The sequence below is a fragment of the Mesorhizobium sp. Root102 genome (assembly GCF_001425625.1).
GTDB lineage: Bacteria > Pseudomonadota > Alphaproteobacteria > Rhizobiales > Rhizobiaceae > Mesorhizobium.
Genome location: NZ_LMCP01000034.1, coordinates 348,697 through 372,498, shown reverse-complemented (window position 1 = coordinate 372,498; position 23,802 = coordinate 348,697). Strand labels below are relative to the sequence as shown.

The window sequence follows — 23,802 nt, the reverse complement described above, 5'->3', positions numbered from 1 at the left end:
GGTCGTCTCGCGTGGAGCGCTAGCATTCTCTTTTCGAGCCTGAAGGTCGCGTCCAGTCGTACGGACCCCCTCTGCCGCCTTCGGCGGCATCCCTCCCCTCAAGGAGGGAGATTGACGGCGCCGCTACTCGGCCGGCGTCGTCTTGAGCACCGGCCCGGTCCTGCGGCCAAAGCGCCGGACGACGAAGCGCCCCGCCTTCTGGCCCGGCACCTCGATCAGATTATAGGTGATCCAGGACAGCAAGGTCACCGTCGGCAGGACGACGGCAACGACGATGGCGAAACGCAGTGGCGCCGCCAGCCCGTGGCCGTATTGGTCGATGACGAACGCCGCGACAGGCTGCAACACCAGGAGGTGGATCAGGTAGATGCTGAAGGAAAGTTCTCCCATGAGATGAAAGAACCGGTTGCTGAGCGTCGTGGCTATCGCCCTCGCCAGCGTTCCCGCCGCTCCCGGCAGCATGCGGTAAAGAACCAAGGCGAAGAAGCCCGCCACCAGCGCTTCACGCACCAGCAGCTTGCCCAGTCCGTAGCCGCCGCCAAAAGGCAGCGCCGCCAGCAGCAGTGCCAATGCCAGATAGAGGATCGGCCGGGGCCGGCTTTGATGCACGACGCCCGCCAGCAGCATGCCGCACAGGAATATCTGCATCTTTAGCGGCAGGAACGACGGCATCGGAAAATGCACCGACAATCGCCCCATCGCAAACACGATGGCGCAACCGGCGGCCGCGACCAGGACGGCGCTCCTTTCCCAGCCGAGCCAGCGCACAAGCAGCATGACGGCCGGAAAGACCGCGTAAAACTGCATCTCCAGCCCCAGGCTCCAGTCGGGGAGCGGCGTGCGGTAGGCAAGATTCGGCACCAGGCCGAACAGGAACAGAAGGTGGGCAACGATGTTTTTCACGCCGCTGTCCAGGTAGCGTTCAGGCGCCTGGTGCGATCTCAGGAGGAAATCGTCGATGACGGTCCTGCAATCGTAAAGATAAGGGCCAAGCGCCAGAGCCACGAAAAGCATGACGTAGAACAGCGGCGCTATCCGGAAATAGCGTCGGGTCCAGAATTTCAGCCAGGTCGCCGGCCTTTGCCAGGGCTCCTTGTCTTGGCGCAGGTTATAGTGGAACACCATCAGGAAGCCGGACAGCATGATGAACAGGTCGACGCCAAGATCCGGCTCGCCCAGGATGGGAACGCTCCAGCCGGTCAACAGCAGGCAGTGCCCGACAAGCACCCAGATCGCGGCGAGCGCCCGAAGCCCGTCCAGGCATTCGATGCGCGAGGACCTGATATCTGTCATGCCGGAGTCCGAGATAGTCATGTTGCAGTGCAGCATGGCGCCTGAGGCCAGATTGTCAACCCAGCGCAGGATGACGAATTGCCCTCGGCTGTTACGGAGTGCGGGCAGGACGCCGGAGCTGCCGATCTCCCCCCTCCAGGGGGAGATTATCCCCGCCTTCTCATCACCCGCGCATGCCTTCTCCACACCCACCAATCCCACACGCGTTTGCGAAAACTGCGCTTCATCGCGGTCATGGTCAAAGCCCCAGCAGCACGCGGCGCTGGCCGGTAAGGCTGCCTGGCGCGAGGTCGGTCTTGACGGTGCTCAGCGTTCCCTGGCGCTGTTCGAGCTCAGCCCGCAATGCCGCCTCGCGCGCCTGCATGTCCTTGTCCTGCGCCGTCGGCGTTGGCGGCAGCGGCTTCAGTTCCGGTGGTTTTTGCAACAGGCACATGGTTCCAGCCTTCTCTTGTCCAGTCGTAGAGGAAAAAATCTTCGCCGTTGCGGCCGTAACCCGGCAACAGGCAGCGTTGCGTGGCGCCCAGCCGGCCAAGCCAGCGCAGCGCCAGTTCATTGGTGGCCAAGGCGCGGGCCTCGACCCGCCAGGCGCCGCGCGCCGCGACCTGGGGCCCAAGCACGGTGTGAAAGAACCCGGTAATCCCAGGCACGCAGCGCCGCATGCGGCGCGTGCCCCAGCTCCAGGCGATCCACAAACCGCTCCGCTGTTCGGCGGCGCCAAATCCGGCCTCCGGATTGCCGTCCAACTCGGCGACGTAGGCAAACCCCTGCAGCGCCGTCAGTGCCAGCAGCGCCGGCGACCATTGGTCGAGCTGGCAGGCGATCTCGGCGCGGTCCTCGGGGCGAAGGTTGGCCGCGATGTACGACAGGTCGCGCAGCGTGGCGGGGATGATGCGGACGGTCATGGGCAGGCCTGGGCAATGGATGCACTTGCCGCTTTCAGGCGGAGTGTCGAAAACAGCGCACTTGACCGGCCCCGTCGCCAGTGACCTACTTCGGACATCGAACGCTGTCGGTTATCCAGGAGACGGGCGAATGGACATTCGAGCGACACTGACGGAGCTATGCGAAGCCTTCAACGCGCACGATCTCGATCGCATCATGGCGTTCTTTGCCGACGACTGCGTCCTGGAGATGCCGAGGGGAGCCGAGCCCTGGGGAACGCGTTGCGAGGGCAAACGCAACGTAAGAGACGCGCTGGCGACACGCTTCGAAGGCCTGCCCGATGTCCATTACGGCAATGGCGAGCACTTTGCGGACGAGGCTGCCGACACCGGCATGTCCAAATGGACCCTCACCGGCACCACCCGCGAGGGCGTCAAAAAGGAAGTCCGAGGTTGCGACTTCTACACGTTTCGCAACGGCAAGGTGATCCGCAAGGATTCCTACTGGAAGATCGTGGAGTAGGAGCTGGCTCCATAGCGAACAATTCGCGAGATCGCGCCAAGATGGGCACGACCTAAAAATGCACTGTCACCGTAATTCCGTTCTCCAACAAGAAATCGCCTTTGAGCGATGGCGGGTTATAGCGCTGTGCCTCACCGAAATGCCCCCAGCGGGTCACTCTGCCCCACCGGCCTTCTCGCCGCCTTGAACTCCGCCGGATCCACCACCGCCTCGCGCAGCATCATCACGCCATAGCGGGTCGCCGCCATCAGATCATCCCGCAGCTTGACCACCTGGCCATCCTTGCGGTGAAAAAGCCGAAACTCCTCGAACCAGTCGGCCAGCGTCGAAAACACCTTGAAGCGGCCGGACTGCATGCGGTCGAGCATTTCCATCAGCCCGGCCTCGACCGAGACCGACCCGTCGGGGAATTGCGCGTGGCGGGTCAGCATGTTCAGGCCGTGCGCGGCATATTGCCGGGCGAGCGCCACGCCCGCGCCTTCCAGCGTTTCGCGGCGGCCGTCGCGCGGCCAGGCAAAGGGCAGCCAGTCGCCCCATGGTTTCAAGGTCAGCGTCTGCATGGCGGGCGTCTGTTGCGACGCGCGGCAGGCTTTCGAGACATAGACGACATCGGCCTCCGTATCCCAGGCGAGCTCGACCGCGGCCGACGGATGGTCCCAGCCGAAATCGAGCGCGCCGATGCGCGGCCAGTAGCGCGGCAGCCGGAACGGCTCGCAGGCGATCAGCGCCTCGGCCACCGGAAAGATGCGGCCCGAACCCAGCACCGGAATGCCGCGCGCCCGAGCCTCGCGCTCATGCGCGGGATAGGCAGCAACGATCGCCGCGCGCTCCTGGGGCGAATAATGCTCGGCATCGTCGATGGTCATGAAGGTGACGTGACGGGACATTCTTTTGGTTCTCCGACATCGTTCGAAGAGAATCTTTGCACCAGGAACCACCGCGAAGCCATTGGAAAGCCTGGGTTCCTCGCCCCCGTGAAACGGGGGAGAGGTGGCTCGGCGAAGCCGAGACGGAGAGGGGGACGGCGCGGACATACCCAGATGAAGCGAACCTCGTCCCGTTAAGCCAACGCCCTACGAAGCCCCCTCTCCGACCGCTTCGCGGCCACCTCTCCCTCGCTCTGGCGGGGGCGAGGAACCCAGGTTCTGAAATGTGCCCCGCCCTTCGCAGGCTCAGGGCGTTCGAAGCTCGAAAAGCCAAGCAATTGGCTTTTCGCCCGCTATCGCGGACCGCTTCTCACCCCCTTCACCATCCCCTCCACCTGCGCCGCCGACAAAAAAAGCAGCACCACATCCGACATCCCAAGCAGCGGCGTGAAGGTGACGATGGTAATCCCACCCGTCGCGTTGGTGCGGGTCAGGCCTTCGGAATAGATATCCAGCGGCGGTTCCTCGTCGAACCAGACGCCGTGCAGGGTTTCGCCCTGCCATTTCTCGCGGCCCTTCTCGAAGCTCTTGAACGACAGCACCGATTCATCGGCCTGCACATCGCCGCCACCACCCCAGCGCACCACGACGCTGTCGAGCGCGCCCGGTGCGCCGCGGCCCATCGCGGTCTGCAGGATGGCGTCGGCCGGGATCATGCCGGTGCCCCAGGCCGCCTGCTGCTGCGGCGGGCCGACCAGCACACGCTGCGGATTGTCGCGCGTGCCCTCGCCCGTCACGCCGGCGGCCCACAGCCTGACGCTTGAGTCAAAAACCTTGCCTTGCCACCATGAGGGATAGCGGCCGGTGAGATGCATGGCCCATTCCGCGGCGCCGGCGCGGGTCTTGCCGAGCTGGTTGCCGGCCATGAACAGCCTTTCGCGGTTTTGCGCACCTGCCGCGTGAAATTCGGCCTGGCGCTGATACGGCGTGTAGGCGGCAAGAAGATTACTGCGGCGCCTGCGGTCCAGTTCCGCCAGCAGCGCCAGATATTCCGTCCTGGCCGCCATCACCGAGTTCTTCGAGGAACGGCTTGACGACGGCTTCGAGGGCACGGATGCGACTGCGGATCTCGTCATCGCTCAGGCCGTCCATTTGGTTGATCGTGGCATTGAAATCCCTGGGCAGCACCGAAAGCACGATCTTCAGATACTGGTCCGGCTTGTCGGCCCGCACCTCGGCGATGACGCCGGCGCCATACGCGCGAAAATCAGCCCGCACGGCAGCCAGGAAATCGTCACCCAGCGTCTTTTTCGCGCGCTTGGCGCGCGGCTTCCGCGCGGACGAGCTGGCGGCGGGTTTGCGCCTTACCGGCTTGGCGCGCGTTGGCCGGGCGGCGGTCTTGTCAGTCATGGACGTGACGATCATCGGCGTTGGCATCGGCAGCGGAAATGCCGGCCTTTGGCACCGATCTGGCCCGGCCAGCCGGCTTCTTCGAGCGGCCGTTCTTCCTGGTCCGCTTCTTGGCTCTCGGGGCGCGCTTCGGCCTTGCCGCACCGGCAGGCTTCTCTGCCTGGGCGGGCTTCGCCGCCTGCGCCTTGAGGCGCGCCATGACCAGACCGACAAGCTGCCCGGCGATCCCGGCCGCGGAAAACAAAAGCCGCCGGCCGCATCCCGTACCATGCCGATCAGCACGCCGGGCGCGACCGGCTCGACACGGCCGAGGCGTGGCTGCGGCGCCCCACCCTCGAACTCGCCGATGGCGCTGACGATTTCTTGGCCATGATCGTCGGTGATGATCGTGGCGTAGCGTGTGGACATGGGATTTCTCGCGGATTGCGCAATGAGTCATCGGGCGAAGGATGGCGTTCCTCGGCGCCCCCCCTCTGTCCTGCCGACATGTCTAGCCCAGAAACACAAAACCCGCCTTGGCGGCGGGTCGTGGCGCAAATCAGCACCATGGACAAATATGTAGCACGGCTGCCCTCACCCCGTCAACGATTTTCTAAGAAAAAATTCCTAGGACGCGTCTTTGGGCAAGATCCAGAAGACTTGCCAAGACATCGCCTCGCTGCGCCCTTCGGAGCGAAAAGGCTGGTCGCGCGTTTCGATTGTAGCCACGGGAGCAATCGCCATGAATGTCGCCAACCTGCAACTCGAAGGCCTGCTGATGGCCGTCGCGTCGATCAACCGCCTCCTGGTTCAAAAGGGGGTGCTGACATCCGAGGAAATCGACGTGGCCCTGCGCAAGACCGAAGCCGGCGAAACCAACCAGGAGCGATCCGAAGGCATGTCCGCGTCCAGCCGTGACGCCGTCAACTTCCCGATCCGGCTGCTGGAGCTCGCCAATCAGTGCCAGCCCGAGGCGGACATGCCCTCCTTCTCGAAGCTGGCCCGCATGGTCGGCAAGATCAAGGAACCCTACAACGACCAGCTATGAGGGCGCCAAGGCAGCGGCCAATGGAGCGGCGCCGGCAAGCTCGCAGAAATCCCGCTTTTTCCGGCAGGCTGGTCTTTGGCCGACGGCTGTGAAATCATTAGTCAACACGCATGGAATGATTCCCGTCACACGCCCTTGTGGGAGAGGACGATGGACAGACCAGCCATGGCATCGGTGTTCAGGATGCGGCATGCGCCGGCCACGGTCTCCGGAGTGCGCAGCACCGGCCACGGCCAGGCCGATCCGGTCATCCGAGTGCGTTCGCTCGGCGAAGCGATTCGCTTCGTCGCCCACGCCTATCCCCAATACGATATCAGCGCCGTCGCCATCCACTCGAGCGATCCTTCGGCCCCTCGCCTCGGCAGCCTGGAGGTGAAGGCGCTTTGGCGCGAATATGGCGAGCGCCTGACGCAGGAATAGCCAGGCCACCCTCCGATCTTTCGCGACCGCGCCACACTACGACTACGCCCTGCCCGACCATCCCAGGTCGAGCGAAAGCACCTTGCCTGGACCGTGCACCGCCGCGAACAGCAGCCCGGCCAGGAAGGAGAAATGGTCGACGAAGAAGCCGAACTCGGCTTGGCTGCCGGCCCAGTGGCTGGGTCCGTGGAAGGCGAAGCCGAGGAACAGCACATAGGCGGCGGCAATCAGGGCCGCCTGCGTGAAGAAGGCGCCGGTCAGGAAGCACAGCACCAGGGCGACCTCCAGGATCGCCGCGCACCAGGCCAGGAACAGCGGGAATGGAAAGCCTGCGGCGGCGATGTAGCCGGCGGTCGCCTCCATGCCCATGAACTTGAAGGTCACGGCCATCAGGAAGACGCCAGCGAAGATCAGCCGGGCGACGACAAGGGCCGCGGTCCGCCACGGCGATTGAGTGATTTGCGACGACATGCTCGTTCTCCAGTGTTGCAGGTTGGTCGCCCCTAGGACGCGCGATGATCGCCACGTCCGACACATCAGGCTAATTTTTTCGACAAGCGCGATGCAGGCGCTCCGCCAGGGATCCGGGATGCCTCTTGAAACCATGCACCGCGCTGGCAGGACCGATTTTCGATTTGCCGGCTGACGGTATATTGTTGCCCACTCAAAAGGGGGAAACGGACATGGCCAAGGCGTTGACCATCGGTGCGCCGGAGCATCAGGCGATGAGCACCGCCTATGAGCAGGAGTGCAGCGAGATGCTCGCTCCCCATCTCGACGCGTTGCTCGACAAGGTCGAGGCCGCCGGCTGGGACCGCGGGCAGGCCGCATCAGTGCTCATGTATCTCGTCGCGATGCGCCTGAAGCCGGTCTGACGGCGCGCCCGGCCCGGACGGCCTTCCCGCCTGTCCCACAATCATGAAACTTGTTGGTAACCACGAACGTGCTATTGTAGCTAGGGCTAATGCACAGACGTGTACCGGTGCAGTTATTTTGGGGCGGGTTTGAAATTGGGCACGAACGTCAGGTTTGGGGCAAAATCCCTTGCCGTCCGGTCGACGGCGCTGGAATGCCGCGGCTGCGGTGGCGCCGGCAAGGTCTTCCAATGCCCGCGCTGGACGAGTTCCAACGGCCATTGCTGCCCCGCCGGTACGCACCGGCGCGGCTGCCCCGGGGTCAGCACTGCCTGCTCCGAATGTGACGGCGATCACCTTTCCGACGCCGACCCGATGCGGCCATCGGCCTGATACAGGCTTTACGACACCATCGTGTTATTGTCGCCACGGTGGAACCCGCGGCGCCGATCTGTGTTATGTCCTGTTGATCGCGGGATCGGGCGCCGACGGCTGCGCGTTTCCCCGACAACAGAAAGTGAGGCCTGAGATGGCTGACGACAAGTCGAAGACGAAACAGGACCGCAAGCTGGTCTCGAGCGAAGAGCCTTACGAGGTCGCTGCCTTTGCCCGCAAATACGGCATTCCGCCAAGCGAGGCGCAGACCATCATCAAGCGCTACGGGCCATCGCGCAAGAAGCTCGACGCCCATATGGCGGCGCGCGGCTAGAGCCTGTTCCCGGGATCGGGACGGGGAACTCTGTTTCGCACGAGCCCCTGTCCCACCAGGCCCGCAGCGCCACCCCTGACGGAGGTTGCCATGTCCGACACCATACGCAGGACCGGCAGTTGCCTGTGCGGCGGCGTGCAGTTCAAGGTACACGGTGCGCCGCTGCGTATTGGTCTTTGCCATTGCAAGGATTGCCGCAAGGCCGGCGGCTCGGTCTATTCGGCCTTTGCCATCTGGCCGCGCGAGGCCTTCGAGACGACAGGCCTCGTCAGCTCCTATGGCACGCGCAGCTTTTGTCCGACCTGCGGCGGCCGCGTCGCCTGGGTCGACGACAACGAGGCCGAGGTGATGATCGGCAGCCTCGACATCGTGCCGACCGATCTCGTACCCGAATATGAACTGTGGACCTCGAGGCGCGAGGCCTGGCTGCACGCCTTGCCCGGCACCGAACAGTTCGAGCACGACCGGCCGGCGGCGCACGACGCCGAAGTGCCGACGCCGAGGTCGCTGTCGGGCGTCGATGCGGCCGAGTGAGATTTGATCCTCCCAGCAAGGAACCCTGCCCTATCGCCGACGTTACTGGACGCCTCTCATGCATGCCGCTGAGCATTTTCACGGCATGCATCAGTCACGGAGACGACCGTTGAACGACAAGATGTTTCCCCACCCCATCAGGTTGAAGTTTGCCCCCGAGCGGGAGCGTATGGTGCGCAGTGCCTGGGAAGGCCTGGAATGCCTCGGCGACTGGCCGGCCGGCCAGGGCCGGCAATATCGGGCGGCCCTGCGCAGCTGCCGCGATGCACTGGACGGCTGGACGCCGCCGGAAAAGGCGATGCGGGCGATGATCGACGCCGCGCGCGAAGCAAAATTCCTCCAGTAATGGGAAGCACGACATGGCCGACTTGATGCTGTCCACGCCGATGCGGATCAGACCGCATGGCTCGGACACGATCCGCGACGTCACCACACTCAGGGATGCCAGCGAGATCCTCATCGACTGGCCACAGGCCAAGCGCGGCCCGTTCTATCAGGCGGCGCGCAAAAAAGTCGAAGCAGCGCTGGAAAGCAAGGCTGGTGCCGCCGAGGCGCAGGAAGCGTTCGCGGCGCTCTGCAACCATGCCGGCGTGCTGGTGCGCTAGAGGCGTAGCCCATTGAAAGCAGGCGAGGCATTGTGCCTCGCCTGCTTTTTATTGAGAAATTGGTCTGATTACTCGGCGGGAAGCTCGCCCTGTACGATCGGGTTGGAGCTTTCGAAGCCAAAACTCTTTGGCGCCAGCAGAACCAACGCAATCACAACGGCAATCGAGGCAAGCAATGTGGCCGTGGTCGCAATATCTCTCACGATAATATCTCCAAATTCCAATCGTGAGAGAAACGCTCCTGAGAAACCGAGGTTCCATTAGCTTGGGCGATGATACCGGCGAACCCGCGTTTATTGCTTCGGCGGCTGGACCGGCACTTCGCCCGGCTTGATCACCGGCGTCTTGCCTTCGTCGGGCGCCGGCGCTGCCATTCCCTGGTCGCCGGTGGCGGGCGGTTTCAGCACACCGCCGCAATCGCTGAGCGTCTCCGTCAGATTGTCGCTGCTTGGCTGCTGTTCGGGCTGCTGTTTTGCACCCTGCGCCGTCTGGACCCGGCATTTGTCGGCCTGCGGCGCCTGGCTGTCGTTCTGCTGCTGGGCCACGGCCGGCATTGCCAGCGCCAGCATCAGGCTGAATGGGACGATGGCGAGAATTCTCATCTCGGCCTCCTTCTTCCTGTCACGGCCGCCAGCGGCGACCTTTCCCTTCACCGGGACAACGCCTGTCGATGAAAAAGGTTGGCCGCGTCCACCCGGCCGATGCGAAGCCGGCAGGATCAGTCCGCCGATGGTTGTCTCGATTGACCGGGCCGGACCCTCAAGGGCTGAAGGACTGGTTGGGCTCGGCGGCAGGGATTTCGGCGCCGAGCTGCGCAACGACGATCGAGTCCAGCGGCGCCGTCAGCGACCAGCTTAGATGGCCGGGGCCGCGCTCCAGCACCGCCGAGCCGTTCAGCGATTGCGGCGCGACCCGCTGCAGGACGACGGTGCCAAAACCCTTGCGCTTGTTTTCGTCTTGCCGTCCCCCTGGCCGCTCCCCTTCATGCACGGGCATCGTCTCGTCCCAGACGAGATGGATTTCCCGCTTTCCCGAAACACCGGCGGCGATCTGCCAGGTGATCTCGAGCCGCCCGGCATCACCCGCCAGAGCGCCATATTTGGCAGAGTTGGTGCCAAGTTCATGAAATGCCATGCCGAGATTTTGCACGGCGTTCGGCTGCAAGGTCAAAAGCGGTCCGGAGAGCGATACCTGTTCCTCGTGCCCGAACGGCTTGAGCTGCTCCTGGATAAGGTCGAAGAGGCTGGCGCCCGCCCATTCCGAGTTCACCAGCAGATCGTGCGACCGCGACAGCGCCATGATGCGGGAGCGGATCAACTCCTCGAACTCGCGCGGATCGGTCGAGCGTTTGCTTGTCTCCCTGACCATCGAGAGGATCACCGCGAACTGGTTCTTGACGCGATGATTCACCTCGCGCAGCAACAGCCGGATGCGGCGCTCGCTCTCCTTGGTCGCGGTGATGTCGCGGGCGATCTTGGAGGCACCGATGATCTCGCCCGCTGCATTCCTGATCGGCGAGACGGTCAGCGAAACGGCAATGATCCCGCCATCCTTGCGTCGCCGGATCGTCTCATAGCTGGCCACGACTTGGCCATTGCGAACCCGGCCGATGATATCGGCCTCTTCGTCCCTGAGATGATCGGGAATGAGCATCAACACGGATCGGCCGACAGCCTCCTCGGCAGCATAGCCGAACATGCGCTGCGCCGCCCCGTTCCAACTGGTGATGACGCTGTTCAGATCCTTGCTGATGATGGCGTCGAAGGACGAATCGACGATTGCCGCCAGCCGAGAATCGGCGGTGATATGGATCAGGCCGCTGCTTGCGAATTCTGTCATTGCCCCCACCTTCCCATATCACGTCGACCGCCTTGCGTCTCGCGGTCTCGCAACCGCCCCTTCGGCTCACACGAGGGATTGCGCCAACGCACAGCAATGCGTGGCGGAGCATTTTGGTTGCAATCGGCACGCGACATTGCGCGGCCGCGAACTGGGAGCCAAATTCAGAATCAGTTCGGTTTGGAGGAGACACGGTCGAGCGCATCCGACGGAGGATTGGCGGCGGGGTCCTGTTGCGGGCAATCCTCGTAGCGGTGGTCGCGGCCGCCGCAGAAGGAACAGCACATGGCTTCGCGATCCTCGTATCCGCGTCCGGGCCACCATTGCGGCGTTTGGTAGGGTTTCCTGCTGTCCATCCCCAGCAATGCGCGACGCGCCATTTGGTTGCGCCGCAAGAAACGGCCAGTGGTTGCGCCGCCGCAAGAAACGGCCAGCCGGATGTTGCGGAACCACCGGCCGGATGCGAGTTTCGCGTGACACATCAGCTCGAGGAAAACCGCCATGCCCATACGCCGAATTGCCTTGATCACGTCAGCGATCCTGCTTGCCGCGACCGGCCTCACCGAGGCCCGGCCCGATACCCGCACGATGAGTTGCGGTCAGCTCCAGCAGCTGATCCAAAGCCATCGCGCCGTGGTGCTGACCACCGGCCCCAACACCTATGACCGCTATGTCAGGCAGTTCGGCAACGAATGCGACTTGCCCGAAGTGCCGATGTCGGCCTATGTCCCGACCCGTGACGGCCACTGCCCGGTTTATAGATGCGACCAGCCGATCGGCGATCTCCCCGGTTGACGGCGACGGCCTGCCGCCAATTGCCGATCGCCAGTTGCGACCGCAAGAGATCGCGCTGTTGCGGAACCGCTGGCCGGGATGCGAGTTTCGCGTGACACGCTCGCTCCCGTGATACGCTCGCCACGAGGTAAGTGAAACGCCCGAGGTAACCGCCATGCCCATCCGCCGTATTGTTACAATGACAGCAGCGATCCTGCTTGCCGCGACCAGCCTCGCCGAGGCCCGGCCCGACACGCGCACGATGAGCTGCGAGCAGCTTCAGCAGCTGATTCAGAGCCGCCGCGCCGTGGTGCTGACCACCGGCCCCAACACCTATGACCGCTACGTCAGGCAATTCGGCAACGAATGCGACTGGCCCGACGTGCCGATGTCGGCCTATGTCCCGACCCGTGACGGCCGCTGCCCACTCTACCGCTGCGACGAGCCGGTTGGCCGCATCCCGTGACGGCGACGGCTTGCCGCCAATTGCCGATCGCCAGTTGCCGATCGCAAGAGGATCGCGTTGATCCCGGCGCGCGAACCGGCTACGGGTGTAGGCGCAGTTGCATTTTCCCGCTTCGTCTAATGGTAGGACAGCGCCCTTTGAAGGCGTGAATCGTGGTTCGAGCCCATGAGCGGGAACCAAAATCAAGCACTTGCAGGGCCTCGACCACAGAGAGAAGATCGATCATTTCGAAGCGGCGCGCATGGCCTAGCCCGCCGATATCAAATACATCAACACGCCCACTGCAGCGGCGACTGTCGACCCACCCAGGATCAGCGCCAGGTGTCTCCGCTTGCGGCTCTTGCCCGGCTGCTTTCGATCTGCGCTGGCGTAAGCACTATAGAGCCGCCGGCCGTCCTCTCCGAACCGGTCGCTGTTCGGGTAAGCCTTTTTCGGCTTTTGCCTGGGACGAAGAAAGCTCACCTGATTTCTCCTGAGAGAACGCTCCCATCCGATCTTATTAGCACATGCTTGTATTTCTTCTGAAGCAGGATCATCATCAAGCTGTTAGTGGCTTGAAGGTGAAGCGCCATGCAACTGAGTTGCTTTGACCACAGTGGGGGCATCTTTGCATCGACGATGTTCCTGAACATCACGGCGGTTTTCGTAATTTTGGCCGCATTGGCGGCTGTACGGCTGATAGCAATGTCAGGCGAAGGTTCTATCGAACAGCTCCAGGCGGTGTAGCCCGCGAGGTGCTTCCCATCCGGAGAAGTATATGGCCGCGAGGAAGGTGATGGCGGTTAAGGACTGGTCTTGCGGCATGAGCGACGAGCTTGGCCGTGTGGTCCTGACCATCAACCCGACCGAGGGTGAGCCAATCCTGGTTTTGATGACAATTTTCGAGGCGGCGAAAATGGCCGGGGAATTGCGGTCACCGAAACGCGTCCCCTTCTCACCTCAGTGACACCAGCCGCCGGAAAGAGGCGATAAATTCCCTTTCACTGCGTGAACCTTGGCTCCAATTCGAAGCGCAGCATCATGTCAGGATGGCCGAGTTAACGAAACGCGTCCACGTTTCGGCACCGGTTACGTTAGGGGAGACCGAAATGGGGAACGAGGCAGCCATCTCGATGCAATTGGACGGCCGGCCACCAGAGCGGCCACGACTTTCCTCTCATCTCGTCCCAAGGTCGGCGAAAGCCCGCGCCCTGGCGGAGAGCGCGGGCCGATCGGAGGCCCGATCTTCAGCAGGCGATGGAGGGCACCTCCTGCCGCATGCACCAACTTTTGGTGACAGCTAATGTTCCGTTAGACTGGTTCTGCTCACTTGTTTCGTTTCGAACCTCTTTTCGGCGCCTGTGCGGGGGTCGACATCTGAAACCGGGTGAGGTGCGAAGAATCAGAGTGAGGGAGGTCGTCCGACTGCCTGTGCCGCTTCCTCTTCGAGCATTGTAAGCTTTTCCCGGATCTCCTCCGGTTGGGCATGCTCCAACCCGACAACGTCGTTTCTGGTTGCGTCCAGTGAAACGATGATCTCATCGAGTTTGGCGTGGATGGCGGCGGTGTCGCGGTAGCCCTGTATCAGGACCACTCCGGTGATCACGATAGCCGCGACCGATAAGGCATAGGTGACTGCATTTGTCAGGCCGTAAGGCACCAGCGCAGTGCACAATACCATGGCTATCATCAAGGCGTAGAAACCCGGCGGCCGGGACAGAAAGTCGGCCGCCACGAAAAGGATGCGGTTCATATCCTGGCCAAAGTCAACAAGGCAATCAGTGCGGTGATGGCTACGCAAATAGGCACTGCCGCGAGCAAGCCAGCCTCGAGGAACCGGGTCTCTTTGTCACGAAACATCAGATCAGCTCACACTCACCAAATCTAGGATTGAGGGTTCGCTCGTCACACGGGAGCAGCGGGCGAACCCTATCGGCGCAGGAAGGGACATAGCTGCGCGGACCTCGCAATCTTGGGGGCACATCTCGTTGGTGTTCAGCCAAGCGACATTCCAACCGCGAGGAAGATGATGGCGACCGTGAACATCGGTCCGAGCAACCAGCGCGCTTGATCAACACTCTTATCCATCCGTTCCTCCTGCAAAAAATCCACACGGACAACTACCGCAAACGGCCGCTGTTCCGATGGACACCACCGCTAGGACCATTGCGTTTCGTGGCTGGACCTAAGTCCCACGCGCTGCCCGACCGAAGACCAGCCATGGGAACGTTTGGGGATGACCCAAGTTCGGTTTTCCGAGCGCAGGACGATGGCGTCCTGCGCCGATCTCACAAAGGAGGAACCTATGAGAACGCATCTTACCAGCACTGCTGCGGCGTTTCTGTTGCTTGCAGGAATCGGCGCAGCCACAGCGGATGACATCATCATCCAGCCCGAGCAGGACACAGTTATCCGCGAATATGTGAAGAAGCAGCCCGTGGCTTCGATCAAAGTCCCCGGCGTGGAACTCAATATCGGCACAGCCCTGCCTGATACAGTCGAGCTCTACGAGGTCCCCAACGTCAAGTATCGCTACACCGTGATCGACAACCGCACGGTCGTCGTCGATCCCGGCACCCACAAGATCATCAAGGTCTACGACTGACAGCCCTGCATCTGAAGCCCGTCGCCCTTGTGGCGACGGGCCGCAACGTCAGGCCCGTGGTGGTTGGGGCTTACCAGGGATCTTGCCCGTTTCCGCACCGACCTCGGGGGTGGATTGATCGCTGTCAATTCGCACGGCTCGGCCCCGCATTGGGCGATCTCTCTGATCTTAGCGCCAATCTCTGTTCTCGTAGGCGCGCTGTCTTGGCCTCCCTGGCCTGACGTTCGGCGTCCAACACCACTTTGCTCTCGCGGTCCGCTCTCTCAATCTTTTCGCGATCAACCTTTCGTTTCACGACAGCCTCCTCTGTTCCAGCAGCCAAGAAAGCAGGAACCTGAGAAAATGTTCCCTGCGAAGGAATTGGGATGCCGCCTCATTTGTTATTGAGGATCGAACGGTGATTTGGATCACCGTCGGAAAACGAAAGGACGAGCAAATGCGCCAGCTTCATCAACGCGGCGTTGAACTGGTTTATGAACTTGTCAGTGCCGCCGACCAGTTGGAAAGATGAAACCGGAAGACGTTGTCGCGCTCCTGCAAGAAACAGCCACGGTGCTTAGCGCACCTGCTACAGCGCGCATATTCCGACAAGCCATCGTGAGTCTCGCTCATCCTGACGTTGGCAATGTCCTTAGGCCACCAGGCAATGCGCATCCATATTTTAGCGACAGCGAAACCAAGATCGCACTTCCACGTTGAGGCTCGTTCAACATGGGAACTCGAAGAATGGATCCGGCAACCCAGGCAGTGATGCTCTTGCTCTCCTGCAGCCCAGGAGAGGCGTCAATATGCAAACCCGTCGATATGGCGCCGACACTGTACGCCTCGCTTGATCAATGCCAGGCTTCGCTGACGGACAGGTTGGCAAGTTCGCCAAATGGGGAAATCGTCGGAAGGTGCCGGTCGGTCGATGCGACCGTCACTGCCTCACTACCGCCAGACTACACCACGGTCGTCGTCACGCGCGGCATTGGGGCCGGTGTTACGACGAGTTATCTCGTGCCACGCGAGCGGAAGTGATCCAAGGCGCCAATGTCGGACGACTGACGGTGGTTTTGCAACGTCCGACGGCGCAAAGACGGGCTGGCTCGCCGGGGCAGCCCAACACCTTCCCCAGCGAGCCTGTCGCTCCGGTACAATGAACAATCGAGCAACGACTCCACTACGAATTGACGCCGCACTAAGTTGCACCGCTGCCTCTCATGCCCCTGAAACCATTTCGCGGACCCCGCGTTGACGAGCGGGGCCGACACAGGAGACATCTCATGACCGTCAACCGCCGCATATCCATCGACAACCGTCCGGAAGCAGCCGATGCCGTTTTCCAGGCAGTTCCCCGGGTTGGCGAAAGCGTTTCCCTGTCGATCGACGGAACGACGCAGGATCTGCGGGTATCGCGTGTCGTGCATGTGACCAATGGCACGCTGGAAGGTGCCGCAATCGTCGTCGAAGTGACGACCAACATCCTGTAGAGCCTGGAGCAACCAGCTTCCAGCATTACCAGCCGGCGCCTGCCCGCCGGTCGCGACAGCATACCGGCGGCCGTGCCTATTCCTTGCCGCTGTCGGCAATCCCGTTGCCTTCCGTAGGCAGGATGCCATAATCCTGCGACTTCACTCCCTGCTCCGCCGTCAGGAACCCGTCCGAGGCCAAGCCGCGCCGCAGCAGCTCCCTGACTGCGGCCGAGCGGCTCGGCATGCGCTTGTCGTAGCGCCAGTTTTCCAGCGCCGCCAGTTCGTCTGATGTCAGCATGATCTGCAGTCGTTCGGGGCGTTCCAGTTCAGCCATGGCGCTTCCTCGCTCAGGACCAAGAATACGTAGAGTTAGTATTTAGCCCACTTGGCGCATGATTAGGATAGCTCTCATAATACGTCAAGACCCTGCGATGGGTGAACGGAGCATCACGCACATGAAGCGGATTCGGCGCTGGACGCGCCTTTGTGTAACTCTGCTAACTATTTGATTTATTTGAATAATATTTATATCGTTACTTGCTTTAACGCAGCGCCCGGCGCAAGGTGGAATCTGACAAGAAAATCGATCCCTTTGGGAGGTTTCGATGCGGTATGATTACTCGACGCGACTGCGCGATGACGTCAGTTCAGCGGTCCAGATGGCCTTCAAGATGGCAGGCATCGTCAACATAACGGCGGTGGCGGAACAGGTCAGGGTCAGGAATCTGGCCGAGAATGTCGCCCTCGAGGACATCGAGCATCTGGTCCTGCAGGCGGCACAACTGATCGGCGCGGCAATCGAATTCGACGGCCTGGCCGGTCTGTTCGTGAATGGCCTGGCCGACGAGGACTGCGAGTGCGCGATCGCCACGCTCGATCTGCCGCGCCCGGCTTCGATTCAATAGTCCGGCAAACGCCGGCCGATACGCCCGGGCAAGGGTCCTTCCTATCTTTCCGGCGGAACAAGTCTTCCGATGGAACAAGTTGGACTGGCGGAAATTATCCCGTCGCCTTGCAAAAGGAGGATGTTGTGAAAGAGCTGCGCAGTCTCCTTGCCGAATTGTCATCCAGCTGGCTCAAGCGCCGCAAGGCGCAATCGCCCGACACCGTGAACACGGTCAAGGCCGCGCCCCGCCTCGCCCAACAAACGACAAGGCAGCGTGCTGCCCACAAACCCAAACCACCGCCCACCCGCGACTTCGCCTCAAACATGTGAGCGATCGCATAAAGGCGAACAACCCAGCGTCCCTCGATGCAGTGGTTCGTAGGAGAACGCATGTGTGGGAACTCTCACGCCAGCGTGATTGGTGTTGCTGAAACCTTGCGCTGCCGAAGGCGTTAATCGCCGCAACCAGTCGAGGTTCCAATGCAAACTGCATGGTTTTCCAAGCCCGTGGCGGTTTCGGTCGGCGTCACCGGTTCCATCCGCCATCTGTCCAATACACAGCAGGCCATTGAATTGCTCACGACACATTGGCGTGACGCCGGCAGCCCGAAACATCAGTCCGCGCTGCGCGCTTGCCGCCGGGCGGCGAGTGGCGAGGTGTCCCCTGACATTGCCAGGGAGGCTTTCGTCGAGGCCGCCCGCGAGGCGCATATCCTGATCGAGTAGGCATATCCTGATCGAGTAGTCTGGCTGCTCGTGTCTGTTCTTGACACGGAAAGCCGCCCCTCGCATATTTTTCGATGGCCGCCGCCAACGTTGCCGGCCAGTTCAAAGCATCGTTCAAGCGATTGGAGGAAGTAATGAACGACAGGCGTTTCAACCACCCCGTTTTCGTCAAGGACGGTCAGATGATCGTCCAGGAAATCACCTGCCTCGAGGAGGCCCTCGACTTTCTCGACGAATGGCCGAGCAACCGCCGCGGCCCGATCTTCGATACCGCCCGGCGCGCCTGCCATCGCTCCTTTGACGGGCTGTTGCCGCCGTCGGTTGCGCGGGAAGCCTTCGCCGGCTGGGCAAGATCGGCGCGCATCCTGGAGGATGTCTCGAACGTCCTGCCCTGGATGACCGGGCATCGGTCCGGGCGCGGCGGTATTCCGGCCTGAGCTGCTGGCTTCAAGAATATCGCGCGGCGAGGCCGCCGCCAAGGTGTGCGCGATATCGCAGTGAGCAAAGGCGTCAAGCCCGGCCAGGTCGATTTGGCGTCGACATCGGGCCGATCCCCGGCACCAAGCGGATCAGATATCTGGAGGAAAATGTCGCCGCCGCATCGCTCAAACTCGACGCAGCCGAGATGGCCGCGCTCGACGAGGCGCTCGCGCCGGGAAAGATCTCCGGCCCGCGCTACACCGAGCACGGCATGGCGATGGTCGACCGATAGGACGCACGCCGAGCAGAGGGTGGGAACCGGCTTCGGAGAAGTCACACCCTTGAGCGGCGCTCAATCGGCACTGGCCGCACTCTTTTTGTGAAGATGGCCGGCGGCAGTGAAATTATCGACATCAGGTCGCGCCCTGCGCTGCGTTCGGCGCTTTCTACTTCCTGGTGTCGGCACTGTGGCTGACGGCCACCAGCGCATCAACGATGTCGACCATTCGCTCCATGCCGATCCGAACATAGTCGCTGCCATAGTCTCCGGGCAGATCCCGATCGGAACATAAGCCATCTTGCTACCGATCGGATCACCACTCAGAAAGGTTGGATACCGTACGGGAACAGAGGGAGCAGCAGGATACAAAATACTTTGCGCTTTGGCATCGGTCCCTGGTTTGCCCACCCCAGGCGAAGACGACCTAACTCGCCGCCGCTGCCGCAACCTTCTTGGGGGCCGCCCGCTGTCGCCGCATGCGGCGTTTGGCGATGAGCTTGAGAGCAACCGGCGGCTCGTTTGACAGCGCGCCCACCACCGCGTCCACCATGCCATGCGCCACGAAATCGGCGTTCATGTCTTGGGCCAGCTTGGCAGCCGTTTCCTTGTCCTCGGCAGCGGTCTCCGACCAGAACACGATTCCCACCCGAAGTGCAGCCTTCGCGCGCTTCAGCCGGCGAACCAGAAAGCGGGCGTGCTTGACGGAATCCCGGTTCAGGAAGCCGACCACGACGGTGTCGACGGTTTCGAGTTCGAGGTGGCGGATGTTGGCGGGTTCCATATCGGCAAAACCGGCCTTCGACACCGTCGCGCCCTGGACTTCCAGCACCTGCGCCAGCATTGCGGCAGTGGCGTCGTCGAGTTCGCCGCGCCCGCCGGCGCAAAGCACTGACATGCCGGTGCCATCGGGCAGTTCGGTCTCGTCCTCGCCGCTGACATCGCCATCGACGCCCGCCTCTGCGACCACGTGCGGCTCCTCCTCCTCCTCGCTCGCTTCCTCCTGCGCGCTGTCGTCTAGGTTGGCCACCAGCGTCAGGACACTGGCCGCCACATGGCGTCTTTGCAGGTCGCCCATGACGCCGCGCACACGGTCGCGCTCGCCCAGCAGCAGTGCCGGAATGGCAACCTTGTCGTAGAATTCGACGAGATATTTCTCCTCCAGCATCTCCTCGGCGTGGTCGGTGGCTTCCTCGGGATCGCCGGCCAGCAGCCGCTGGTAGAGGCGCGCATGAGGTTCGAGCACGGGCTCGTTGCCGAACAGCACGTCGAGGAATTCAAACTGCGGCACGTGCCTGCCCAGCACCACAAGGCAGACGGTGAGCGGCGTCGACAGGATCAGCCCGAGCGGCCCCCACAGCCACGTCCAGAAAATCGCCGCGACAATGATCGCCAGCGGCGACAGTCCGGTTCGCGAGCCGTAAAGCCAGGGTTCGATGACATTGCCGGTGATCAGTTCCATCACCACGAACAGGGCGGCCGTCCACAGGACGAGCGACCAGCCCGGCGCCACGGCCAGCGCGAGGAACAGCGGCAAGAGCATGCCGATGATCGGGCCGATATAGGGGACGAAACGCAGCGCCAGAGCCAGCAGCCCCCACAGCAGCGCATTCGGGATGCCGAGAATCCACAGCCCGATCGAAATCGGTATTGCGTAGACGATGTTGACGACCAATTGCATCAAGAGATAGCGGCCCACCCGCTTGGCGGCATCCTGAAGCGCCTCGGTGGTGCGGTGGAGGTCGCCGTAACCGACAAGCCGGATGAAGCGGTCGCGCAGATCCTCCCGCTCAAGCAGCATGAAGATGACGACGACGATGATAAGCCCTGCCGAACCGAGCGGGCTGAGCAGCGGCCCCACTATGTTCTGCAGGACCTCGAGCGGCCTTTCACGCGAGACGATCTCGACGGGCACCGGCTCGCGCGGCGGCTTTTCCGGGGTGGCGGCCGGCAGCGAGGCGTCCTGCCTGTCGATCTCCTGGCCGACACGCTCGACCACCTGGCTCAATCTGGCAATGATCCCTCCCCCGACCCCGGTTTCCTTGAGCGAACGGATCTTGGTCAGGATGTTGGTCTGGTAGACCGGGATGTTCTGCGCCAGTTCGCTGACCTGCGTGGCGACAATGAAGGAGAACAGGCCAAGCGCCGCGAAAGCGCCGAGCACGCTTGCGATGACGGCGGCGATCCGCGGGATCCCGACCTTTTTGAGCGCTGAAACAAGCGGCGCGAGCGCGAAGGTCAGCAGCAGCGCGATCGCGATCGGCAGGAAAACCTCGCGCCCGAAATACAGCGCCGCCACCGTGGTGACGGTTGTTGCCACGTTGGGCAACGCGGTTCGCGGGCGGGGCGCGACGGCCGAAAGCATATCCTCCGACCCATCAGCGGGAGACGCCTTGTCGCTTCGACTATTGGCCACTCGATGTCTCCCCCTGCCACGCCGCCATGATCTGATATATTGAGCCTGCGTGCAACTTTAGCCAGTGATGAAATACGCGTCCCCCGCCGCCGGGCGACGATCGAATGGCTGCTCACCCTGAGGAAAGGCAGCACCGGATCATCTCATCAGCGAGCTGCCGTTCGTGGAACGCATCCCCTGCCTGCGCCGGGATGGCGAGATCGAATGCTGTTGTCAGCGTTCCCATGTTGGGCGCGATGGGATCGGCTCGCTCGACATCGTGTTCGGCGAGATCAACCGCTGGTGGAAGACAAGCTGCACCATCCAGAACAATCGATAGGAGGCGGAGAGACCCTCTGCCGCCTCATCGGTCTTCAAGCAGTCGCTCAGCCGGCACCGTGCGCGATGTCCACCAGCTGGAGCATCGGCCTCAGTGCAGAAACGCTCCTCGCAGCCACGCGAAGAAACCGGATCTTCCCGAAATTGCCGCGCGGACACGGGATGCGGCCCATCGTGCCGGCATCGTAGCGCCGACATGGCAATGGCAGACGATTTCGTGGAGCTGCCAATCGGTCAGCTCGAAGAAGCGCTTGGCCTCACCGTAGGTATCCTCCTTCAAGCCCAGCGCGCGAAAGATCGGATCTTCGAAAGCAACTGTGATTGGTGATCCCGCGGAACGCATTCTTTCGCGGATCTCCACGGATTGGTACTCGGTCCCCGTCAGCGCCCCTAGACACCTGTTGGGATTTTGCTCCAGAAGCTGCGCCCAGCGTTCGAGGCGTTCGCCTCGAGTCGCGACAAGATAGGTTGCCTCGGCGTGGACCTCGGCAACGGCGTGCAGTTGGTCAACGGTTTGATGCTTCATGGACGCCTCCTATGCCTCCTATTCAGCAGCTGGATTCACTCCAGCCTTGAATGGAATTATGGCGCGCCGCGAGGTCGGCAAGATCCGGAAAAGCATGGTACGATGATTCTTTTTGGGCAGCGTGGCTCCATTCCGCGGCACGGCTCGCCAGCGATCGTCGGCGAGGCGAAGACCGGCAATTCGAGGCCGCGCTTGGCCAATGCCTCGGCGCTGCGCAAGATGAGTTCGTGCACCAGGATTATCGCAGCACGGTCGGGGAGCCCGAAACCCGCAATGCGGCTGCTCAGCGCACGAGGCCGGTTCACTTGGCCTCGTCCGGCTTTTTGTTGAAGATCGTGAGCAGGTCATCGGCCGGAGGAGCCCGCCGCTTACGCGGCGGACCCCAACCCTTACCGGTTACGCATGCGCGTGCGGATGACGGAAGTCCCAGACGGCCCAACCTGATACGGCAACCACCAGCAAGCCGAGAATGACGTGGGTGGCCATCGCAGACCCGTTCGCCACGAAACCGAGCAGCCAGGGCGAAATGATCAGCCAGAGCCCGAGGACGACACTGACCCATTCCTCCCACTCGGCGAATGCGGTAAGCGCCGCCAGAGCCATGACGCCCAGCACGACGCCAACAACCCAGGCGTTCCATGCGGGAGCGGTTTCAGCAACGAAGCCGATTATCCAAGGTGAGATGAACAGGCCGATGGCAAGGACCAGATTGAGCCAGTCCTGCCCCTTCTTGCCTTCCATGAATGTATTAGCCATGACAACCTCCATAGATGAAGCTTGACCAAGCGTAAAATTCGCGTGCAACGCACGCTTAGTTATTGATGTAACTACGCTTCATATGGCCTTCAAGACCTCGGCCAATGACGAGCCCCGGCTTGGCGCAGACCACTTTTCTGCGCCACTCCGCTCCGAACGGGATCAGCGCGCCGCATGCCTGGCCAGCGCGTGCTCGATGAGCACGTCGATGGTCTGGCTGTAGCCGATGCCTGACGCCGCCAGCGCCTTGGCGTACATCGAAATGTCGGTGAAACCGGGAATGGTGTTGACCTCGTTGACCAGCAGGCTGCCATCGGCGCGCAGGAAGAAATCGACGCGCGCCATGGCTTCGCAGCCGAGTGCCTGGAAAGCCTGCCGCGCCATTTCCCTCGCTCTGTCGGCAACTGCGGTCGGGACATCGGCGGGCACCTGAATCACCGCGCCGTCGGCATCGAGATATTTGGCTTCATAGGTGTAGAAGCCATGCTTGCCTGCTGGAATGATCTCACCGGGCAGCGACACCGTCAGCGTGCCGTCGGCCCGCTCCAGCACCGAGAACTCGATCTCGCGGCCTTCGACGAACTCCTCCACCAGAACCTTGCTGTCATGCTGAAAAGCCGCCTCGACGGCCGCGGTGAAGCCGGCGCTGTCGGTCGCCTTGCTGACCCCGAAGGACGAGCCCTGGCGCGCCGGCTTGACGAACACCGGCAGGCCGAGCTTCGCCGCGACGTCCTCGAAGGGCACGGACTCCCCGCGCCGCAAGGTCAGCGAGCGGGCAACAGCCAGTCCCGCCTCGCGCATCAGCCGCTTGGCAATCTCCTTGTCCATGGCGGCTGCCGAGGCAAGGATGCCGCAGCCGACATAGGCGACATCGGCGACTTCCGCATAGCCCTGCACCGAGCCGTCCTCGCCGAACGGCCCGTGCAGCACGGGAAAGACGACATCGACCGGCGGCAGGTCGGGCTGTGTTCCATCCCGCGACACGGCAACCAGCCTGCCCTTGCCGCCGGGCAAAAGCGCAACCTCGATCTCGTCCTCGGATGCCGGCGCCCCTGCCCCGTCACCGGCGGCCGGCTGTTGCAGCAGCCATCTGCCGCTTCGGGAAATGGCAATCGGCATGATGTCGTAGCGCATCCGGTCGATCGCCTTCAGCACATTGGCGGCTGAAAGGCGCGACACGTCATGCTCGGCCGAACGCCCGCCATAGAGGATGGCCACTCTTGTCTTACCGGTCATCG

General features: G+C 62.5%; 35 protein-coding genes, 1 tRNA gene and 1 pseudogene. 19 read left to right on the top strand and 18 right to left on the bottom strand.

Annotated elements, in window-relative coordinates:
* Window positions 1-123: 123 nt before the first annotated feature.
* The 3 genes from ASD12_RS24045 to ASD12_RS24040 all read right to left on the bottom strand — a co-directional run bounded on the left by ASD12_RS24045 (window position 124) and on the right by ASD12_RS24040 (window position 2,195).
* Window positions 124-1,293 (bottom strand): acyltransferase, encoded by a 1,170-nt coding sequence (locus ASD12_RS24045; protein ID WP_056592243.1) that lies wholly within the window; start codon window positions 1,291-1,293, stop codon window positions 124-126.
* A 238-nt stretch (window positions 1,294-1,531) separates the two neighbouring features.
* Window positions 1,532-1,657: a hypothetical protein gene (locus ASD12_RS35805; RefSeq protein ID WP_280139596.1), complete on the bottom strand. Its 126-nt coding sequence runs from the start codon at window positions 1,655-1,657 to the stop codon at window positions 1,532-1,534.
* Window positions 1,626-2,195, bottom strand: coding sequence for a hypothetical protein (locus ASD12_RS24040; protein WP_056592068.1), 570 nt, complete (start codon window positions 2,193-2,195; stop codon window positions 1,626-1,628). The genes ASD12_RS35805 and ASD12_RS24040 overlap by 32 nt, the downstream gene beginning before the upstream one ends.
* 130 nt (window positions 2,196-2,325) lie before the next feature.
* Here ASD12_RS24040 and ASD12_RS24035 point away from each other — a divergent pair, with 130 nt between their 5' ends.
* Window positions 2,326-2,697 carry a nuclear transport factor 2 family protein gene (locus tag ASD12_RS24035; RefSeq protein ID WP_056592065.1) on the top strand — a complete coding sequence of 124 codons (372 nt, stop codon included), beginning with the start codon at window positions 2,326-2,328 and terminating at the stop codon, window positions 2,695-2,697.
* A gap of 131 nt (window positions 2,698-2,828) precedes the next feature.
* On the opposite strand, the gene ASD12_RS24030 is transcribed toward ASD12_RS24035, so the two are convergent.
* The 4 genes and pseudogenes from ASD12_RS24030 to ASD12_RS35520 all read right to left on the bottom strand — a co-directional run bounded on the left by ASD12_RS24030 (window position 2,829) and on the right by ASD12_RS35520 (window position 5,217).
* Window positions 2,829-3,584 (bottom strand): terminase family protein, encoded by a 756-nt coding sequence (locus ASD12_RS24030; protein ID WP_056592062.1) that lies wholly within the window; start codon window positions 3,582-3,584, stop codon window positions 2,829-2,831.
* A gap of 386 nt (window positions 3,585-3,970) precedes the next feature.
* A pseudogene (locus ASD12_RS24025) lies at window positions 3,971-4,630 on the bottom strand (terminase family protein); the annotation flags it as partial.
* Window positions 4,569-4,973 (bottom strand): hypothetical protein, encoded by a 405-nt coding sequence (locus ASD12_RS33540; RefSeq protein WP_244482957.1) that lies wholly within the window; start codon window positions 4,971-4,973, stop codon window positions 4,569-4,571. The gene ASD12_RS33540 and the pseudogene ASD12_RS24025, both read right to left, overlap by 62 nt.
* A complete protein-coding gene (locus ASD12_RS35520) occupies window positions 4,966-5,217 on the bottom strand; it encodes a hypothetical protein (RefSeq protein ID WP_244482956.1) in 252 nt (83 codons plus the stop codon). Before ASD12_RS35520 ends, ASD12_RS33540 begins: the two co-directional genes overlap by 8 nt.
* 477 nt (window positions 5,218-5,694) lie before the next feature.
* On the opposite strand from ASD12_RS35520, the gene ASD12_RS24015 reads away from it, so the two are divergent.
* Together ASD12_RS24015 and ASD12_RS24010 are read left to right on the top strand one after the other, a co-directional pair.
* Window positions 5,695-6,000, top strand: coding sequence for a hypothetical protein (locus ASD12_RS24015; protein WP_056592240.1), 306 nt, complete (start codon window positions 5,695-5,697; stop codon window positions 5,998-6,000).
* A gap of 150 nt (window positions 6,001-6,150) precedes the next feature.
* Window positions 6,151-6,420, top strand: coding sequence for a hypothetical protein (locus tag ASD12_RS24010; protein WP_056592056.1), 270 nt, complete (start codon window positions 6,151-6,153; stop codon window positions 6,418-6,420).
* 42 nt (window positions 6,421-6,462) lie between these two features.
* Here the strand turns inward: ASD12_RS24010 and ASD12_RS24005 are convergent, their stop codons facing one another.
* Window positions 6,463-6,891 carry a DoxX family protein gene (locus tag ASD12_RS24005; protein ID WP_056592052.1) on the bottom strand — a complete coding sequence of 143 codons (429 nt, stop codon included), beginning with the start codon at window positions 6,889-6,891 and terminating at the stop codon, window positions 6,463-6,465.
* Between the two features lie 212 nt (window positions 6,892-7,103).
* Here ASD12_RS24005 and ASD12_RS24000 point away from each other — a divergent pair, with 212 nt between their 5' ends.
* The 5 genes from ASD12_RS24000 (at window position 7,104) to ASD12_RS23980 (ending at window position 9,122) form a co-directional block, all read left to right on the top strand.
* Window positions 7,104-7,295 carry a hypothetical protein gene (locus ASD12_RS24000; protein WP_056592048.1) on the top strand — a complete coding sequence of 64 codons (192 nt, stop codon included), beginning with the start codon at window positions 7,104-7,106 and terminating at the stop codon, window positions 7,293-7,295.
* A 508-nt stretch (window positions 7,296-7,803) separates the two neighbouring features.
* Window positions 7,804-7,983, top strand: coding sequence for a DUF3606 domain-containing protein (locus tag ASD12_RS23995; RefSeq protein ID WP_024501602.1), 180 nt, complete (start codon window positions 7,804-7,806; stop codon window positions 7,981-7,983).
* A gap of 90 nt (window positions 7,984-8,073) precedes the next feature.
* On the top strand, window positions 8,074-8,517 hold the full coding sequence (locus ASD12_RS23990) for a GFA family protein (RefSeq protein WP_056592045.1): 444 nt from the start codon (window positions 8,074-8,076) through the stop codon (window positions 8,515-8,517).
* Window positions 8,518-8,626: 109 nt separating this feature from the next.
* Window positions 8,627-8,863 (top strand): DUF982 domain-containing protein, encoded by a 237-nt coding sequence (locus tag ASD12_RS23985; RefSeq protein WP_056592042.1) that lies wholly within the window; start codon window positions 8,627-8,629, stop codon window positions 8,861-8,863.
* 13 nt (window positions 8,864-8,876) lie between these two features.
* Complete coding sequence (locus ASD12_RS23980; RefSeq protein WP_056592039.1) at window positions 8,877-9,122, top strand: DUF982 domain-containing protein; 246 nt, start codon at window positions 8,877-8,879, stop codon at window positions 9,120-9,122.
* A gap of 68 nt (window positions 9,123-9,190) precedes the next feature.
* Here ASD12_RS23980 and ASD12_RS35800 read toward each other — a convergent pair whose 3' ends face one another.
* The 4 genes from ASD12_RS35800 to ASD12_RS23965 all read right to left on the bottom strand — a co-directional run bounded on the left by ASD12_RS35800 (window position 9,191) and on the right by ASD12_RS23965 (window position 11,464).
* Window positions 9,191-9,325: a hypothetical protein gene (locus ASD12_RS35800; RefSeq protein ID WP_274533679.1), complete on the bottom strand. Its 135-nt coding sequence runs from the start codon at window positions 9,323-9,325 to the stop codon at window positions 9,191-9,193.
* 90 nt (window positions 9,326-9,415) lie between these two features.
* On the bottom strand, window positions 9,416-9,724 hold the full coding sequence (locus ASD12_RS23975) for a hypothetical protein (protein WP_056592237.1): 309 nt from the start codon (window positions 9,722-9,724) through the stop codon (window positions 9,416-9,418).
* 157 nt (window positions 9,725-9,881) lie between these two features.
* On the bottom strand, window positions 9,882-10,961 hold the full coding sequence (locus ASD12_RS23970) for a PAS domain S-box protein (protein ID WP_056592036.1): 1,080 nt from the start codon (window positions 10,959-10,961) through the stop codon (window positions 9,882-9,884).
* 170 nt (window positions 10,962-11,131) lie between these two features.
* Window positions 11,132-11,464, bottom strand: a complete 333-nt coding sequence (locus ASD12_RS23965) for a hypothetical protein (RefSeq protein ID WP_156388923.1) — start codon at window positions 11,462-11,464, stop codon at window positions 11,132-11,134.
* Here ASD12_RS23965 and ASD12_RS23960 point away from each other — a divergent pair.
* The 4 genes from ASD12_RS23960 (at window position 11,463) to ASD12_RS23940 (ending at window position 13,147) form a co-directional block, all read left to right on the top strand.
* A complete protein-coding gene (locus ASD12_RS23960; protein ID WP_056592029.1) occupies window positions 11,463-11,756 on the top strand; it encodes a hypothetical protein in 294 nt (97 codons plus the stop codon). The two genes, ASD12_RS23965 and ASD12_RS23960, sit on opposite strands and share 2 nt — an antisense overlap.
* A 154-nt stretch (window positions 11,757-11,910) precedes the next feature.
* The gene (locus tag ASD12_RS23955; RefSeq protein ID WP_056592026.1) at window positions 11,911-12,201 is read left to right on the top strand and encodes a hypothetical protein; all 291 of its coding nucleotides are present in this window, start codon (window positions 11,911-11,913) and stop codon (window positions 12,199-12,201) included.
* A gap of 105 nt (window positions 12,202-12,306) precedes the next feature.
* A tRNA-Gln gene (locus tag ASD12_RS23950) sits at window positions 12,307-12,380 on the top strand.
* A gap of 623 nt (window positions 12,381-13,003) precedes the next feature.
* Window positions 13,004-13,147 carry a hypothetical protein gene (locus ASD12_RS23940; RefSeq protein ID WP_210173864.1) on the top strand — a complete coding sequence of 48 codons (144 nt, stop codon included), beginning with the start codon at window positions 13,004-13,006 and terminating at the stop codon, window positions 13,145-13,147.
* 435 nt (window positions 13,148-13,582) lie between these two features.
* On the opposite strand, the gene ASD12_RS23935 is transcribed toward ASD12_RS23940, so the two are convergent.
* Window positions 13,583-13,933, bottom strand: a complete 351-nt coding sequence (locus ASD12_RS23935) for a low affinity iron permease family protein (RefSeq protein ID WP_056592019.1) — start codon at window positions 13,931-13,933, stop codon at window positions 13,583-13,585.
* Between the two features lie 552 nt (window positions 13,934-14,485).
* Here ASD12_RS23935 and ASD12_RS23930 point away from each other — a divergent pair.
* Window positions 14,486-14,785, top strand: coding sequence for a DUF1236 domain-containing protein (locus ASD12_RS23930; RefSeq protein WP_056592016.1), 300 nt, complete (start codon window positions 14,486-14,488; stop codon window positions 14,783-14,785).
* 1,265 nt (window positions 14,786-16,050) lie between these two features.
* Window positions 16,051-16,257: a hypothetical protein gene (locus tag ASD12_RS23925; RefSeq protein ID WP_056592013.1), complete on the top strand. Its 207-nt coding sequence runs from the start codon at window positions 16,051-16,053 to the stop codon at window positions 16,255-16,257.
* A gap of 76 nt (window positions 16,258-16,333) precedes the next feature.
* Here the strand turns inward: ASD12_RS23925 and ASD12_RS23920 are convergent, their stop codons facing one another.
* The gene (locus ASD12_RS23920; protein ID WP_056592010.1) at window positions 16,334-16,573 is read right to left on the bottom strand and encodes a hypothetical protein; all 240 of its coding nucleotides are present in this window, start codon (window positions 16,571-16,573) and stop codon (window positions 16,334-16,336) included.
* 271 nt (window positions 16,574-16,844) lie between these two features.
* Between ASD12_RS23920 and ASD12_RS23915 the strand changes: the two genes are divergently transcribed.
* From ASD12_RS23915 to ASD12_RS23900, 4 genes are all read left to right on the top strand, one after another.
* Window positions 16,845-17,144 carry a hypothetical protein gene (locus ASD12_RS23915; protein ID WP_056592007.1) on the top strand — a complete coding sequence of 100 codons (300 nt, stop codon included), beginning with the start codon at window positions 16,845-16,847 and terminating at the stop codon, window positions 17,142-17,144.
* A 125-nt stretch (window positions 17,145-17,269) separates the two neighbouring features.
* A complete protein-coding gene (locus ASD12_RS23910) occupies window positions 17,270-17,455 on the top strand; it encodes a hypothetical protein (protein WP_162252278.1) in 186 nt (61 codons plus the stop codon).
* A 150-nt stretch (window positions 17,456-17,605) separates the two neighbouring features.
* Window positions 17,606-17,851 carry a DUF982 domain-containing protein gene (locus ASD12_RS23905; protein WP_056592003.1) on the top strand — a complete coding sequence of 82 codons (246 nt, stop codon included), beginning with the start codon at window positions 17,606-17,608 and terminating at the stop codon, window positions 17,849-17,851.
* 134 nt (window positions 17,852-17,985) lie between these two features.
* The gene (locus ASD12_RS23900; protein ID WP_056592232.1) at window positions 17,986-18,288 is read left to right on the top strand and encodes a DUF982 domain-containing protein; all 303 of its coding nucleotides are present in this window, start codon (window positions 17,986-17,988) and stop codon (window positions 18,286-18,288) included.
* A gap of 687 nt (window positions 18,289-18,975) precedes the next feature.
* Here the strand turns inward: ASD12_RS23900 and ASD12_RS23895 are convergent.
* Window positions 18,976-20,913 carry an AI-2E family transporter gene (locus ASD12_RS23895; protein WP_056592000.1) on the bottom strand — a complete coding sequence of 646 codons (1,938 nt, stop codon included), beginning with the start codon at window positions 20,911-20,913 and terminating at the stop codon, window positions 18,976-18,978.
* 214 nt (window positions 20,914-21,127) lie between these two features.
* Between ASD12_RS23895 and ASD12_RS34380 the strand changes: the two genes are divergently transcribed.
* Complete coding sequence (locus ASD12_RS34380; RefSeq protein WP_156388922.1) at window positions 21,128-21,283, top strand: hypothetical protein; 156 nt, start codon at window positions 21,128-21,130, stop codon at window positions 21,281-21,283.
* A gap of 90 nt (window positions 21,284-21,373) precedes the next feature.
* Here the strand turns inward: ASD12_RS34380 and ASD12_RS23890 are convergent, their stop codons facing one another.
* The 3 genes from ASD12_RS23890 to ASD12_RS23880 all read right to left on the bottom strand — a co-directional run bounded on the left by ASD12_RS23890 (window position 21,374) and on the right by ASD12_RS23880 (window position 23,800).
* On the bottom strand, window positions 21,374-21,808 hold the full coding sequence (locus ASD12_RS23890) for a hypothetical protein (protein WP_056591997.1): 435 nt from the start codon (window positions 21,806-21,808) through the stop codon (window positions 21,374-21,376).
* Window positions 21,809-22,204: 396 nt separating this feature from the next.
* Complete coding sequence (locus tag ASD12_RS23885) at window positions 22,205-22,564, bottom strand: SPW repeat protein (protein ID WP_056591995.1); 360 nt, start codon at window positions 22,562-22,564, stop codon at window positions 22,205-22,207.
* A 162-nt stretch (window positions 22,565-22,726) separates the two neighbouring features.
* Window positions 22,727-23,800: a D-alanine--D-alanine ligase family protein gene (locus ASD12_RS23880; RefSeq protein WP_056591992.1), complete on the bottom strand. Its 1,074-nt coding sequence runs from the start codon at window positions 23,798-23,800 to the stop codon at window positions 22,727-22,729.
* Window positions 23,801-23,802 lie beyond the last annotated feature (2 nt).